This is a genomic window from Shigella sp. FC1567, from assembly GCF_001743015.1.
Taxonomy (GTDB): domain Bacteria; phylum Pseudomonadota; class Gammaproteobacteria; order Enterobacterales; family Enterobacteriaceae; genus Escherichia; species Escherichia coli.
Genome location: NZ_MIIV01000016.1, coordinates 1 through 13,669, shown reverse-complemented (window position 1 = coordinate 13,669; position 13,669 = coordinate 1). Strand labels below are relative to the sequence as shown.

At 52.9% G+C, this 13,669-nt stretch carries 13 protein-coding genes, 2 tRNA genes, 1 rRNA gene and 1 pseudogene; 5 read left to right on the top strand and 12 right to left on the bottom strand.

The genetic code is table 11. The features are described 5' to 3' along the window. The first annotated feature begins 49 nt into the window (after nt 1–49). Both BHE85_RS01415 and ppiC read left to right on the top strand, forming a co-directional pair. Nucleotides 50–442 carry a type II toxin-antitoxin system PemK/MazF family toxin gene (locus BHE85_RS01415; RefSeq protein ID WP_000202555.1) on the top strand — a complete coding sequence of 131 codons (393 nt, stop codon included), beginning with the start codon at nt 50–52 and terminating at the stop codon, nt 440–442. A gap of 198 nt (nt 443–640) precedes the next feature. Then, nucleotides 641–922 carry a peptidylprolyl isomerase PpiC gene (gene ppiC, locus BHE85_RS01410; RefSeq protein ID WP_001140251.1) on the top strand — a complete coding sequence of 94 codons (282 nt, stop codon included), beginning with the start codon at nt 641–643 and terminating at the stop codon, nt 920–922. An 86-nt stretch (nt 923–1,008) separates the two neighbouring features. Here the strand turns inward: ppiC and ilvC are convergent, their stop codons facing one another. Then, on the bottom strand, nt 1,009–2,484 hold the full coding sequence (gene ilvC / locus BHE85_RS01405; protein WP_001295253.1) for a ketol-acid reductoisomerase: 1,476 nt from the start codon (nt 2,482–2,484) through the stop codon (nt 1,009–1,011). Nucleotides 2,485–2,633: 149 nt separating this feature from the next. On the opposite strand from ilvC, the gene ilvY reads away from it, so the two are divergent. Continuing rightward, the gene (ilvY, locus tag BHE85_RS01400) at nt 2,634–3,524 is read left to right on the top strand and encodes an HTH-type transcriptional activator IlvY (RefSeq protein WP_000365778.1); all 891 of its coding nucleotides are present in this window, start codon (nt 2,634–2,636) and stop codon (nt 3,522–3,524) included. On the opposite strand, the gene ilvA is transcribed toward ilvY, so the two are convergent. The 7 genes from ilvA to ilvL all read right to left on the bottom strand — a co-directional run bounded on the left by ilvA (nt 3,521) and on the right by ilvL (nt 10,076). Then, on the bottom strand, nt 3,521–5,065 hold the full coding sequence (ilvA, locus tag BHE85_RS01395) for a threonine ammonia-lyase, biosynthetic (RefSeq protein WP_000785598.1): 1,545 nt from the start codon (nt 5,063–5,065) through the stop codon (nt 3,521–3,523). The genes ilvY and ilvA overlap by 4 nt on opposite strands. Before the next feature lie 2 nt (nt 5,066–5,067). Beyond that, nucleotides 5,068–6,918, bottom strand: coding sequence for a dihydroxy-acid dehydratase (ilvD, locus tag BHE85_RS01390; RefSeq protein ID WP_001127401.1), 1,851 nt, complete (start codon nt 6,916–6,918; stop codon nt 5,068–5,070). Nucleotides 6,919–6,982: 64 nt separating this feature from the next. Then, nucleotides 6,983–7,912, bottom strand: coding sequence for a branched-chain-amino-acid transaminase (gene ilvE, locus BHE85_RS01385; protein WP_000208520.1), 930 nt, complete (start codon nt 7,910–7,912; stop codon nt 6,983–6,985). A gap of 19 nt (nt 7,913–7,931) precedes the next feature. Continuing rightward, on the bottom strand, nt 7,932–8,195 hold the full coding sequence (ilvM, locus tag BHE85_RS01380; protein WP_000984112.1) for an acetolactate synthase 2 small subunit: 264 nt from the start codon (nt 8,193–8,195) through the stop codon (nt 7,932–7,934). Next, nucleotides 8,192–9,838 carry an acetolactate synthase 2 catalytic subunit gene (ilvG, locus tag BHE85_RS01375; protein WP_001012626.1) on the bottom strand — a complete coding sequence of 549 codons (1,647 nt, stop codon included), beginning with the start codon at nt 9,836–9,838 and terminating at the stop codon, nt 8,192–8,194. The genes ilvM and ilvG overlap by 4 nt, the downstream gene beginning before the upstream one ends. 2 nt (nt 9,839–9,840) lie before the next feature. Continuing rightward, nucleotides 9,841–9,891, bottom strand: coding sequence for a peptide IlvX (ilvX, locus tag BHE85_RS01370; RefSeq protein ID WP_113771618.1), 51 nt, complete (start codon nt 9,889–9,891; stop codon nt 9,841–9,843). A gap of 86 nt (nt 9,892–9,977) precedes the next feature. After that, nucleotides 9,978–10,076, bottom strand: a complete 99-nt coding sequence (gene ilvL, locus BHE85_RS01365; RefSeq protein WP_001311244.1) for an ilv operon leader peptide — start codon at nt 10,074–10,076, stop codon at nt 9,978–9,980. A 351-nt stretch (nt 10,077–10,427) separates the two neighbouring features. Here ilvL and BHE85_RS01360 point away from each other — a divergent pair. After that, nucleotides 10,428–11,948 (top strand): annotated as a pseudogene (locus tag BHE85_RS01360) (YifB family Mg chelatase-like AAA ATPase). Between the two features lie 23 nt (nt 11,949–11,971). Here BHE85_RS01360 and maoP read toward each other — a convergent pair. Further along, nucleotides 11,972–12,310 carry a macrodomain Ori organization protein MaoP gene (gene maoP / locus BHE85_RS01355; RefSeq protein ID WP_000841001.1) on the bottom strand — a complete coding sequence of 113 codons (339 nt, stop codon included), beginning with the start codon at nt 12,308–12,310 and terminating at the stop codon, nt 11,972–11,974. 118 nt (nt 12,311–12,428) lie between these two features. On the opposite strand from maoP, the gene hdfR reads away from it, so the two are divergent. Then, on the top strand, nt 12,429–13,268 hold the full coding sequence (hdfR, locus tag BHE85_RS01350) for an HTH-type transcriptional regulator HdfR (RefSeq protein ID WP_000379245.1): 840 nt from the start codon (nt 12,429–12,431) through the stop codon (nt 13,266–13,268). A 95-nt stretch (nt 13,269–13,363) separates the two neighbouring features. Here the strand turns inward: hdfR and BHE85_RS01345 are convergent. The 3 genes from BHE85_RS01345 to rrf form a co-directional block, all read right to left on the bottom strand. Continuing rightward, a tRNA-Trp gene (locus BHE85_RS01345) sits at nt 13,364–13,439 on the bottom strand. An 8-nt stretch (nt 13,440–13,447) separates the two neighbouring features. Next, a tRNA-Asp gene (locus BHE85_RS01340) sits at nt 13,448–13,524 on the bottom strand. Between the two features lie 54 nt (nt 13,525–13,578). Further along, a 5S ribosomal RNA gene (rrf, locus tag BHE85_RS01335) occupies nt 13,579–13,669 on the bottom strand; the annotation flags it as partial.

The following is a 13,669-nucleotide window of genomic DNA, read 5'->3' as shown; positions in this document are numbered from 1 at the left end:
ACGCCGTCTGCGTTTCTCCGGCCCTAAGACATCAATCATCTGTACTCCAATGACTAGTCTAAAAACTAGTATTAAGACTATCACTTATTTAAGTGATACTGGTTGTCTGGAGATTCAGGGGGCCAGTCTAGTTGTCGTGCTCAACGGAAAAATTAATGGCAACGCATGTATCGTCGTTCCATTATCAACCACTCGCGATCATGACAAGTTAAATCGTGGAATGCATGTTGAAATAGCCAGTAATGTTATCAATGGCCTGCAATTCTTTGATCAGCAGATTCGTTGGGCCAAAGCCGACCTGGTACAACAAGTCAGTCGAAACCGATTAAATAGAGCAAGGACTTACAGAGGGTATCTTAATCAATGTTTGCCACATGAGTTGGTTGCAGACATACAGAGGGCGGTCATCAAGTCAATCAATGCCATATTGCTCATAAATTGACAATAAAATAACCATCCCCGATAATGACTTTGTAGCCCATAGAGGCCCTAAGTTTTCTCCCCTTGAGGGACCTGCGAAGCCCGGATTTTCCGGGCTTTTGCCATATATGTACCAGCCCCTCCCTGACTGACAATTACGTTAGCATCTGCGGATCATGCTAAAATCGCCGCCTGACAATTATTCACTCAAGGCACGATCATGGCAAAAACAGCAGCAGCACTGCATATCCTTGTAAAAGAAGAGAAACTGGCTCTGGATCTTCTCGAGCAGATTAAGAACGGTGCCGATTTCGGCAAGCTGGCGAAGAAACACTCCATTTGCCCATCAGGCAAACGCGGCGGTGATTTAGGTGAATTCCGCCAGGGTCAGATGGTTCCGGCGTTCGATAAAGTTGTGTTCTCTTGTCCGGTACTGGAGCCGACCGGCCCGCTGCACACCCAGTTCGGTTACCACATCATTAAGGTGCTGTACCGTAACTAATAGCAAGGCCTTCTCCAGGAGAAGGCCTTGAGTGTTTTCTCCCTCTCCCTGTGGGAGAGGGTCGGGGTGAGGGCATCAGCGCGCACTTAACCCGCAACTGCAATACGTTTCATATCCGTCATATAGCCGCGCAGTTTCTTACCTACCTGCTCAATCGCATGGCAGCGAATCGCTTCGTTCACATCACGCAGTTGCGCGTTATCTACCGCACCTTCCGGAATAGCTTTACCCAGATCGCCCGGTTGCAGCTCTGCCATAAACGGTTTCAGCAACGGCACACAAGCGTAAGAGAACAGATAGTTACCGTACTCAGCGGTATCAGAGATAACCACGTTCATTTCGTACAGACGCTTACGGGCGATGGTGTTGGCAATCAGCGGCAGCTCGTGCAGTGATTCATAATATGCAGACTCTTCAATGATGCCGGAATCGACCATGGTTTCAAACGCCAGCTCAACGCCCGCTTTCACCATCGCGATCATCAGTACGCCTTTATCGAAGTACTCCTGCTCGCCGATTTTGCCTTCATACTGCGGCGCGGTTTCGAAGGCGGTTTTGCCGGTCTCTTCACGCCAGGTCAGCAGTTTCTTATCATCGTTGGCCCAGTCCGCCATCATACCGGAGGAGAATTCGCCGGAGATGATGTCGTCCATATGTTTCTGGAACAGGGGTGCCATGATCTCTTTCAGCTGTTCAGACAGCGCGTAAGCACGCAGTTTCGCCGGGTTAGAGAGACGGTCCATCATCAGGGTGATGCCGCCCTGCTTCAGCGCTTCGGTGATGGTTTCCCAACCGAACTGAATTAGTTTTTCTGCGTATGCCGGATCGGTGCCCTCTTCCACCAGCTTGTCGAAGCACAGCAGCGAGCCAGCCTGCAACATACCGCACAGGATGGTTTGCTCACCCATCAGGTCAGATTTCACTTCCGCAACGAAGGACGATTCCAGCACGCCCGCACGGTGACCACCGGTTGCTGCCGCCCATGCTTTAGCGATCGCCATGCCTTCGCCTTTCGGATCGTTTTCCGGGTGAACGGCAATCAGCGTCGGTACGCCGAATCCACGTTTGTACTCTTCACGCACTTCGGTGCCAGGGCATTTCGGCGCAACCATGACTACGGTGATGTCTTTACGGATCTGCTCGCCCACTTCGACGATGTTGAAACCGTGCGAGTAACCCAGCGCCGCGCCGTCTTTCATCAGTGGCTGTACGGTGCGCACTACGTCGGAGTGCTGCTTGTCTGGCGTCAGGTTAACCACCAAATCCGCCTGCGGGATCAGTTCTTCGTAAGTGCCCACTTTAAAACCGTTTTCGGTCGCTTTACGCCAGGATGCGCGCTTCTCGGCAATCGCTTCTTTACGCAGAGCGTAGGAGATATCGAGACCAGAATCACGCATGTTCAGGCCCTGGTTCAGCCCCTGTGCGCCACAGCCGACGATAACCACTTTTTTACCCTGAAGGTAGCTCGCGCCGTCGGCGAATTCGTCGCGCCCCATAAAGCGACATTTGCCCAGCTGTGCCAGCTGCTGGCGCAGGTTCAGTGTATTGAAGTAGTTAGCCATGGTGATTCCTCGTGATGTTGTGCTTCTTATTGTTCGGTTCGCGTTTGCGAGATTGAATTCACTATATGACAGGAAATTTATTGCGGAAATTGATATATTCACAACGTCACATTGCAATTTCTGCAACGTCAACATTGAGGGCTGCTCCATTGGATTTACGCGATCTGAAAACCTTCCTGCATCTGGCGGAAAGCCGCCATTTTGGCCGCAGCGCGCGGGCGATGCACGTTAGCCCATCCACGCTCTCACGGCAGATTCAGCGCCTGGAAGAAGATCTTGGTCAGCCGCTATTTGTGCGCGATAACCGCACGGTGACGCTGACTGAAGCGGGCGAAGAGCTGCGCGTTTTCGCCCAGCAAACGCTGTTGCAGTATCAGCAGTTGCGCCACACCATCGATCAGCAAGGGCCGTCGCTCTCTGGCGAATTACATATCTTCTGCTCGGTGACCGCTGCCTACAGCCATCTGCCACCGATTCTCGACCGCTTCCGCGCGGAACACCCGTCGGTGGAGATCAAACTAACCACTGGTGATGCGGCAGATGCGATGGAAAAGGTAGTCACTGGCGAAGCGGATCTGGCGATTGCCGGGAAACCGGAGACTCTGCCCGGCGCAGTGGCGTTTTCGATGCTGGAGAATCTGGCAGTAGTGCTGATTGCGCCCGCGCTGCCCTGCCCGGTGCGTAACCAGGTTTCGTCAGAGAAGCCGGACTGGTCTACAGTGCCGTTTATCATGGCCGATCAGGGACCGGTACGCCGCCGCATTGAACTGTGGTTTCGACGCAATAAAATCAGCAACCCGATGATTTACGCCACGGTTGGCGGGCATGAAGCGATGGTATCGATGGTGGCGCTCGGCTGTGGCGTGGCGCTGTTGCCGGAAGTAGTGCTGGAAAACAGCCCCGAACCGGTGCGTAACCGCGTGATGATTTTAGAGCGCAGCGATGAAAAAACGCCGTTTGAACTGGGCGTTTGTGCGCAGAAAAAGCGGCTGCATGAGCCGCTGATTGAGGCGTTCTGGAAGATTTTGCCGAACCATTAACCCGCCAAAAAGAACCTGAACGCCGGATTATTGGTTTCGTCGTGGCAATCGTAGCCCAGCTCATTTAGCCGGGTTTCGAAATCCGGTTCATGGTCGCCGAGTTCGAACGCCGCCAGTACGCGCCCGTAGTCGGTGCCATGGCTGCGATAGTGGAACAAAGAAATGTTCCAGTGCGTACCCAGCGTGTTGAGGAAGCGCAGCAGCGCGCCCGGTGATTCCGGGAATTCGAAGCTGTAGAGGCGTTCCTGCAACGGATGTGACGGACGCCCGCCGACCATATAGCGCACATGCAACTTCGCCATTTCGTCGTCGGAGAGATCCACCACGCTGTAGCCGCCGTCGTTGAGCATCTGCAAAATTTCTTTGCGCTCTTCGAGGCCGCGGCTCAGGCGCACGCCGACAAAGATGCAGGCGTTTTTGGCATCGGCAAAACGGTAGTTGAACTCGGTGACCGCTCGCCCGCCAAGCAGTTGGCAGAATTTGAGGAAGCTGCCTTTTTCTTCCGGAATGGTCACCGCCAACAACGCTTCACGCTGTTCGCCCAGTTCGCAGCGTTCCGAGACGTAGCGCAGGCCGTGGAAGTTCACGTTGGCACCGGAAAGAATATGCGCCAGCCGTTCGCCGCGAATGTTGTGCTGGGCGATATATTTTTTCATTCCCGCCAGCGCCAGCGCGCCAGAGGGTTCCGCCACCGCGCGCACATCTTCGAATAAATCCTTCATCGCCGCACAGATCGCATCACTATCGACGGTGATGATGTCGTCGAGATACTCCTGGCATAAACGGAAGGTTTCGTCACCGATGCGTTTTACCGCTACGCCTTCAGCAAATAGCCCTACGCGCGGCAGATCAACCGGATGACCCGCATCCAGCGCTGCTTTCAGGCAGGCGGAGTCTTCCGCTTCTACGGCGATCACTTTGATTTGTGGCATCAGTTGTTTGATCAGCACCGCAACGCCCGCCGCCAGACCGCCGCCGCCGACTGGCACAAATACGCGGTCGAGATGGGCGTCCTGCTGGAGCAGTTCCAGCGCCAGCGTGCCTTGCCCGGCAATCACCATCGGATGGTCGAACGGCGGCACCCAGGTGAACCCCTGCTGCTGTGACAGTTCGATCGCTTTAGCTTTCGCTTCGTCAAAGTTCGCGCCATGAAGCAGCACTTCGCCGCCGAATCCACGTACCGCATCGACTTTGATGTCGGCGGTGGCGGTTGGCATAACGATCAGGGCCTTCACGCCTAACCGCGCAGAAGAAAACGCGACGCCCTGCGCGTGGTTACCCGCAGAAGCAGTGATCACGCCGTGCGCTTTTTGTTCTTCCGTCAGGCCCGCCATCATGGCGTATGCGCCGCGCAGCTTAAAGCTGTGCACTGGCTGGCGATCTTCGCGCTTCACCAGAATGACGTTATCAAGACGCGACGACAGTTTTTCCATTTTTTGTAGCGGCGTAACCTGCGCTGCCTCGTAAACCGGCGCGCGCAGCACTGCTCTTAAATATTCGGCACCTTCCGGAGCACCAGACAGGGGTTGCGAGTCAGCCATTATTAACCCCCCAGTTTCGATTTATCGCGCACCGCACCTTTGTCGGCGCTGGTTGCCAGGCTGGCGTAGGCGCGCAGGGCAAAGGAAACCTGACGTTCACGGTTTTTCGGCGTCCAGGCTTTGTCACCCCGAGCTTCCTGCGCTTCACGACGCGCCGCCAGTTCGGCATCGCTTACCTGTAACTGAATGCCACGGTTCGGGATGTCGATAGCGATCAGGTCACCATCTTCAATCAGACCAATGCTGCCGCCGCTTGCCGCTTCCGGTGAGACGTGGCCGATGGAAAGACCAGAGGTGCCGCCAGAGAAACGACCGTCGGTGATCAGCGCACAGGCTTTACCGAGACCCATTGATTTCAGGAAGCTGGTTGGGTAGAGCATTTCCTGCATGCCAGGGCCGCCTTTCGGGCCTTCATAGCGGATCACCACCACATCGCCCGCGACAACTTTGCCACCGAGGATCGCTTCTACCGCGTCGTCCTGGCTTTCGTACACTTTTGCCGGGCCGGTGAATTTGAGGATGCTGTCATCGACGCCCGCGGTTTTCACGATGCAGCCGTTTTCAGCAAAATTACCGTAGAGCACCGCCAGGCCGCCGTCTTTGCTGTAGGCGTGTTCCAGCGAGCGGATACAGCCGTTTGCGCGATCGTCGTCCAGCGTATCCCAACGGCAATCTTGCGAGAATGCCTGGGTGGTACGGATACCCGCAGGGCCGGCGCGGAACATATTTTTTACCGCGTCATCCTGGGTCAGCATAACGTCGTATTGCTCCAGCGTTTGCGGCAACGTCAGGCCGAGCACGTTTTTCACATCACGGTTCAGTAACCCCGCGCGATCCAGTTCGCCGAGAATACCGATAACACCACCAGCACGGTGAACATCTTCCATATGGTATTTCTGGGTGCTCGGCGCAACTTTACACAGCTGTGGAACCTTGCGGGAAAGCTTATCGATATCACTCATGGTGAAGTCGATTTCCGCTTCCTGCGCCGCCGCCAGCAGGTGAAGTACGGTGTTAGTCGATCCACCCATCGCGATATCCAGCGTCATGGCGTTTTCAAACGCCGCCTTACTGGCGATATTACGCGGCAGTGCACTTTCGTCGTTTTGCTCGTAATAACGTTTGGTCAATTCAACAATGCGTTTACCAGCATTAAGGAACAGCTGCTTACGGTCCGCGTGGGTTGCCAGCAGCGAGCCGTTGCCTGGCTGCGACAAACCCAGCGCTTCGGTCAGGCAGTTCATTGAGTTAGCGGTAAACATCCCGGAGCAGGAACCGCAGGTTGGGCAGGCGGAACGTTCAACCTGATCGCTCTGGGAGTCAGAAACTTTCGGGTCTGCGCCCTGGATCATCGCATCAACCAGATCGAGTTTGATTATCTGATCGGACAGTTTGGTTTTCCCGGCCTCCATCGGGCCGCCGGAAACAAAGATCACCGGAATATTCAGGCGCAGGGAAGCCATCAGCATCCCCGGGGTGATTTTGTCGCAGTTAGAGATGCAGACCATGGCGTCGGCGCAGTGGGCGTTGACCATATACTCAACGGAATCAGCGATCAGTTCGCGAGATGGAAGTGAATAAAGCATCCCCCCGTGGCCCATGGCAATCCCATCATCCACCGCAATGGTGTTGAACTCTTTGGCAACGCCGCCAGCCGCTTCAATTTGTTCGGCGACCAGTTTACCGAGATCGCGCAGATGGACGTGACCCGGTACAAATTGGGTGAACGAGTTCACAACCGCGATAATCGGCTTGCCAAAATCGGCGTCGGTCATTCCGGTGGCGCGCCACAGCGCACGAGCACCCGCCATATTACGACCATGAGTGGTGGTGGCGGAACGGTACTTAGGCATACTTTATTTACTCCCAGTGTCTGTCTCGTAAATGGGACGGTGCGTGCCGTCCCATTTTTTGTATTTATTGATTAACTTGATCTAACCAGCCCCATTTATCTTCGGTTTCGCCAGTGAAGAGGCCGAAGAAGGCTTGCTGAATGCGTTTGGTAACCGGGCCACAACGGCCTTCGCCAACCTGAATACCGTCTACGCTGCGCACTGGCGTGATTTCTGCCGCAGTACCGGACATAAACACTTCATCCGCCAGGTACAGGGATTCGCGCGACAGCACCTGCTCACGCACTTCAATTCCCAGCTCTTTCGCCAGTTTGATGATGGCATCACGGGTAATACCCGGCAGCGCGGATGAGGTAAACGGTGGGGTGAACAGCACGCCGTCTTTCACTTCAAACAGGTTTTCACCTGCGCCTTCAGAGATGTAACCGTTCACATCCAGCGCGATACCTTCCTGATAACCGTGGCGGCGCGCTTCGCTACCCACCAGCAGGGAAGAGAGGTAGTTACCACCGGCTTTTGCCGCCGTCGGGATGGTGTTTGGTGCTGCGCGGTTCCAGGAGGAAACCATCGCATCGATCCCCTGCTCCAGCGCTTCTGCGCCCAGATACGCTCCCCACGGGAAAGCAGCGATAATCACGTCGGTTGAGTATCCCGCTGGCGGGTTTACTCCCATGCCAACATCACCGACGAAGATCAGCGGACGGATATAGGCGCTGGTGAGATTATTTTTGCGGATCACGTCACGACAAGCTTCCATCAGCTCATCAATGCTCTGCGAAACCGGGAAGCGATAGATTTTGGCGGAGTCATGCAGACGCTGCATATGCTCACGATGGCGGAATACAACCGGTCCTTTGTGCGAGTCGTAGCAACGGATGCCTTCAAAAACCGAAGTGCCATAGTGCAGCGCGTGCGACATCACATGCACCTTCGCGTCTTCCCAGCGAACCATCTCCCCATTGAACCAAATGTAATCAGCTTTCTTCGTGGTCATTTTTATATTCCTTTTGCGCTCAGGCGCGGATTTGTTGTGATGTGGTTGTGCTCTGGCAGATGGCAACGTGTGCGACGTCCACCAGTTTATTTAACTGACTAAACAGTAAGTCGACCGACCGTGGGCTGGCAACGGTCAATTCGATATTTATATTTTGTGCATCGCTGGCGGCGGCCATATTCATTGAGCAGACGTGGAAACCACGATGACGCACCACGCGTAAAACACGTTCTAAGGTTTCCGGATTGAAGCGAGCCGATACATTGACCTGATATTGCATCATGATAATTTCTCCAACATTTCTGAATTACTGGCGCCAGGCGGCACCAGCGGCCAGACGTTCTCAAGTTCGTCGATTGAGACATGAAGCAGGTATGGCCCATCACTGTTCAGCATGGTGTCGAGTGCCGCTTCAACCTGGTCTTTACGGGTGATGTGTTGGCCAGGGATGCCGAAGGCGCTGGCTAACATGAGGAAATCGGGGTTATCAGTAAGGGTGGTTTCGCTGTATCGTTCCTGAAAAAACAGTTGCTGCCATTGTCGAACCATCCCTAACCGTTGGTTATCGAGTAAGACGATTTTCAACGGTAACTGCTTGCGTTTTACGGTGCCCAGCTCTTGCACATTCATCATGAAAGAGCCGTCACCGGAGATACAGACGACGGTATCGTTCGGTCGCGCGACTTGTGCGCCAACCGCCGCTGGTAAACCAAAACCCATAGTGCCTAAGCCGCTGGAGGTGATGAAATTTTCCGGGCGAGTGTGGGCGATGTGTTGCGCAGCCCACATCTGGTGCTGCCCCACATCTGTGGTCACGACGCAATCCGCAGGTTTACGATCCGACAGTTGTTTTAACAACAACGGCGCGTAGATAGCGTCGCCGGGATGGTCGTAACGCCAGGCATGTTCATCACGCAGCTGCGCGCAGTATTGCTGCCAGTCATTGATATTTAACGGCTGCTGTAATTCTGGTAACAGAGCATTTAAATCACCTTGTAATGCCACATGTGCCTGACGCAGCTTGTTCATTTCTGCCGGGTCGATATCCATATGGATAACGCTGGCGTGTGGTGCGAAGGTGTTCAGTTTGCCGGTCACCCGGTCATCAAAACGTGCACCCACGGCGATCAGCAAGTCGCACTCCTGCACCGCGAAGTTCGCCGCTTTGGTGCCATGCATTCCCAGCATGCCCAGATAGTACGGATAATCTGCTTCAACTGCGCCCAGCCCTTTCAGCGTGCAGGTGGCAGGCATTTTTGTGGTAGCGAGAAATTCTCGTAAAGCAGGAACTGCCTGCGCCATACCCACGCCACCACCAACGTACAGCATCGGTTTTTGCGCTTTTGCCAGCATCTGGCGCGCTTGCTCAACTTCGGCATGTGGGAAAGTCACTTCGTTTTCAACGGTGGTGAACCACGGTTCCAGGTCACCGCTGGCTAGCTGGATATCTTTTGGGATATCGACCAGAACCGGACCAGGACGACCTGAGCTGGCAACGTCGAATGCTTCAGCCATAATGCGCGGCAACTCTTCCAGCGACTGCACCAGAAAGCTGTGCTTGGTACAGGCTAACGACAATCCCAGGACATCCACTTCCTGAAATGCATCAGTGCCGATAAACGGTGCGGACACTTGACCGGTGATGGCAACAACAGGGATAGAATCTAACAGTGCGTCCGCAAGCCCGGTTATCAGGTTGGTTGCGCCCGGACCAGACGTGGCGATACATACGCCAGTTTTGCCGGTAGCACGGGCATAACCGATAGCCGCCATTGCCGCACCCTGCTCATGTCGGCACAGCAAGTGCTCCACGCCGCCGTCATACAATGCATCGTAAACCGGCATAATTGCGCCACCCGGATAACCGAAAACGGTGTTCACACCCTGTGCCCGCAACGCATGTACCACCCACTGTGCGCCATTCATAGTTAGTTCCCCGTGCTGAATGTTGAGAAACAGAATTTTGTGCTGTTATTCATTGTCTGCTCCTCGGTTATGTTTTTAAGGTCAAAAAAAACCCCCGGACCTTTCGGTGCGGGGGTCTTAGTTCGTTAAGGCTTGATTTCTAAGCCTTTCCTCGTCCAAGTGCAGCCCCGCACGGTGGGATAATAATCACCACCACGCTAATCACGACCAGGCTAATCACTCGTAGAAGGGCTGTCATTTTGTCTTTTCTTGCATCTTGTTCGAAGGAATGCCTAAAGAGTTACCATAGGTTTTGTAAATAGTACAAGATATTTTTTGGCCGATTTTTATGATGCGTTTAATAATTTCAATATAAGTTGTTGTTTTTTAAAAATAAAATAGTGAGTAAAAAAATTCAATTTCAGTATGAATGTTGTTCCCTTCCTCGTAGTTCATCCTTTGTCCGCTGCATTTTTGCGAGCATCATTCCACCGCCAGAACAACTCAACTTCACTTGCACAAATAAACAGGAATCAGCCACTAAAATTCACGAATTAGCGGGCTACAGCAGCGATATCTTATGCACATAATGGTGACTCAAGGAGGGCTTATGTCACTGTCAATTGTTCATACCCGCGCAGCCCTGGGAGTAAATGCGCCCCCGATCACTGTTGAGGTACATATCAGTAAAGGTCTACCCGGCTTAACGAAGGTGGGCTTACCAGAAACAACGGTAAAAGAAGCTCGCGATCGCGTGCGCAGCGCCATTATCAATAGCGGATATGAATATCCGGCGAAAAAAATCACCATCAACCTGGCTCCAGCTGATCTGCCAAAAGAAGGGGGACGATATGATTTACCTATCGCCATTGCGTTGCTGGCGGCCTCAGAACAGCTTACAGCCAATAAGTTAGATGAATATGGATTAGTCGGAGAACTGGCGCTTACAGGCGCTCTGCGTGGCGTTCCCGGCGCAATCTCCAGTACAACTGAAGCTATTAAGTCGGGCAGAAAAATTATCGTCGCGAAAGATAACGAAGATGAAGTGGGGCTAATTAACGGTGAAGGATGCCTGATAGCCGATCATCTGCAAGCTGTCTGTGCGTTTCTGGAAGGTAAGCACGCTCTCGAACGCCCGAAACCAACTGATGCAGTATCCCGGGCGCTACAACATGATCTCAGTGATGTTATCGGTCAGGAACAAGGAAAGCGAGGACTGGAAATTACCGCCGCTGGCGGGCACAACCTTTTACTGATTGGGCCGCCGGGAACAGGTAAAACAATGCTCGCCAGCCGTATTAATGGCCTGTTGCCAGATTTAAGCAATGAAGAGGCACTGGAGAGTGCTGCGATATTAAGTCTGGTAAATGCTGAATCAGTACAAAAACAATGGCGGCAGCGCCCGTTCCGCTCACCTCATCACAGTGCATCGTTAACTGCGATGGTAGGCGGTGGCGCAATTCCAGGGCCCGGTGAAATTTCGCTGGCGCATAACGGCGTGCTTTTTCTTGATGAGTTACCTGAATTTGAAAGGCGTACACTGGATGCCTTGCGAGAGCCGATTGAATCCGGGCAGATCCATCTTTCACGCACGCGAGCAAAAATAACCTATCCAGCCCGTTTCCAGCTTGTCGCGGCGATGAATCCCAGCCCTACCGGACATTATCAGGGAAACCATAACCGCTGCACACCAGAGCAAACGCTGCGTTATCTCAACCGACTCTCTGGTCCCTTTCTCGACCGCTTCGATCTCTCACTGGAGATCCCATTACCGCCTCCCGGTATTTTGAGTAAAACGGTAGTGCCGGGAGAAAGCAGCGCCACCGTTAAACAACGCGTAATGGCCGCCAGAGAGCGCCAATTTAAGCGGCAGAATAAACTGAACGCCTGGCTGGATAGTCCGGAAATACGCCAATTCTGCAAACTTGAGAGCGAAGATGCGATGTGGCTGGAAGAAACGCTGATCCATCTGGGGTTATCGATTCGTGCCTAGCAGCGGTTATTGAAAGTTGCACGAACCATTGCTGATATTGATCAGTCTGACATTATCACACGTCAACATTTGCAGGAGGCAGTTAGCTATCGAGCGATTGACCGTTTGCTCATCCATCTGCAGAAACTACTGACATAAAAAAGGGCATTTCGCCCTTTTTATTAATCGTCAGAATCGGTGTAGTCTTCAGCACCTTCAACCTGCGGTTTACCGCCGGAAAGGGTGTGAAAACGTTTTGGACGCTTAATACGCGTCATATACTTGGACCACACGCGTTCTGCTTCTGTCACTGGCTCACGTTCGCCACGGCATACTGCTACGAAGAGTTTCTCTTCCTCGGTAACCGGCTCGCGTTTGCCAAGATCCAACTCATTGAAGGCATAACCATGACGCTCAAGCAGTTGTGCCTCTTTGATGGTGAAATCACCATGACGAGAGAATCCACGTGGATAATGTTTATTGTCGAAATATCGATTAGTCGTCGTAAAGCTTTCCGCCATCCTGCACGCTCCTAATTCTTTGACCGAGCTAGTTATGGCGCGGAGTATTAGTTACGCTTGACAGAGTGTAAAACAAAACATTTAAATCATAACGACAAATAATTTTGCGGAGAGCACTGTGGATACGGAATTGTTAAAAACTTTCCTGGAAGTTAGCCGAACGCGTCACTTTGGTCGAGCGGCTGAATCGCTCTATCTGACCCAGTCAGCAGTGAGCTTTCGAATCAGACAACTGGAAAATCAACTGGGTGTGAACCTTTTCACCCGCCACAGAAACAATATCCGTTTAACCGCTGCCGGTGAAAAACTACTGCCTTATGCAGAAACGCTCATGAGCACCTGGCAGGCCGCCCGCAAGGAGGTGGCGCATACCTCACGACATAACGAGTTTTCTATCGGTGCCAGCGCCTCATTGTGGGAATGTATGCTTAATCAGTGGCTGGGACGTTTGTATCAAAATCAGGATGCCCATACAGGCTTACAGTTCGAAGCGCGAATTGCCCAACGGCAGTCTCTGGTAAAACAGCTGCATGAACGCCAGCTTGATCTTCTTATTACCACTGAAGCGCCCAAAATGGACGAATTTAGTAGTCAGTTGCTGGGATATTTCACTTTAGCGCTTTATACCAGTGCCCCTTCAAAACTAAAGGGAGATCTTAATTATCTGCGACTTGAGTGGGGGCCAGATTTTCAACAGCATGAGGCAGGTTTGATCGGTGCTGACGAAGTGCCCATTCTGACAACCAGTTCTGCTGAACTGGCACAGCAACAGATTGCGATGCTTAATGGTTGCACCTGGCTACCCGTCAGCTGGGCGCGTAAAAAAGGCGGCCTGCATACCGTTGTCGATAGCACAACACTTTCACGGCCGCTTTATGCCATATGGCTGCAAAATAGCGATAAAAATGCGTTGATTCGCGATCTTTTGAAAATTAACGTGCTGGATGAAGTGTATTAATATGAATGGCTGGCAAGGATGCCGGTAGAAGGATTTACTTCGGAGAGGGTTATTTCAGATAAAAAAAATCCTTAGCTTTCGCTAAGGATGATTTCTGGCAGGGGCGGAGAGACTCGAACTCCCAACACCCGGTTTTGGAGACCGGTGCTCTACCAATTGAACTACGCCCCTAATTAGGGTGGCGGAACGGACGGGACTCGAACCCGCGACCCCCTGCGTGACAGGCAGGTATTCTAACCGACTGAACTACCGCTCCACCGAATTCTTTTACAACCACCGGTTTTATGACCGGCTTACTGCTTAATTTGATGCCTGGCAGTTCCCTACTCTCGCATGGGGAGACCCCACACTACCATCGGCGCTACGGCGTTTCACTTCTGAGTTCGGCATGGGGTCAGGTG

Excerpts from the sequence above, each read along its gene's own strand:
- BHE85_RS01415 (WP_000202555.1), top strand. The coding sequence starts at position 50 with ATGACTAGTCTAAAAACTAGTATTAAGACTATCACTTATTTAAGTGAT.
- ppiC (WP_001140251.1), top strand. The coding sequence starts at position 641 with ATGGCAAAAACAGCAGCAGCACTGCATATCCTTGTAAAAGAAGAGAAA.
- ilvC (WP_001295253.1), bottom strand. The coding sequence starts at position 2,484 with ATGGCTAACTACTTCAATACACTGAACCTGCGCCAGCAGCTGGCACAG.
- ilvA (WP_000785598.1), bottom strand. The coding sequence starts at position 5,065 with ATGGCTGACTCGCAACCCCTGTCTGGTGCTCCGGAAGGTGCCGAATAT.
- ilvD (WP_001127401.1), bottom strand. The coding sequence starts at position 6,918 with ATGCCTAAGTACCGTTCCGCCACCACCACTCATGGTCGTAATATGGCG.
- ilvE (WP_000208520.1), bottom strand. The coding sequence starts at position 7,912 with ATGACCACGAAGAAAGCTGATTACATTTGGTTCAATGGGGAGATGGTT.
- ilvM (WP_000984112.1), bottom strand. The coding sequence starts at position 8,195 with ATGATGCAATATCAGGTCAATGTATCGGCTCGCTTCAATCCGGAAACC.
- ilvG (WP_001012626.1), bottom strand. The coding sequence starts at position 9,838 with ATGAATGGCGCACAGTGGGTGGTACATGCGTTGCGGGCACAGGGTGTG.
- ilvL (WP_001311244.1), bottom strand. The coding sequence starts at position 10,076 with ATGACAGCCCTTCTACGAGTGATTAGCCTGGTCGTGATTAGCGTGGTG.
- maoP (WP_000841001.1), bottom strand. The coding sequence starts at position 12,310 with ATGGCGGAAAGCTTTACGACGACTAATCGATATTTCGACAATAAACAT.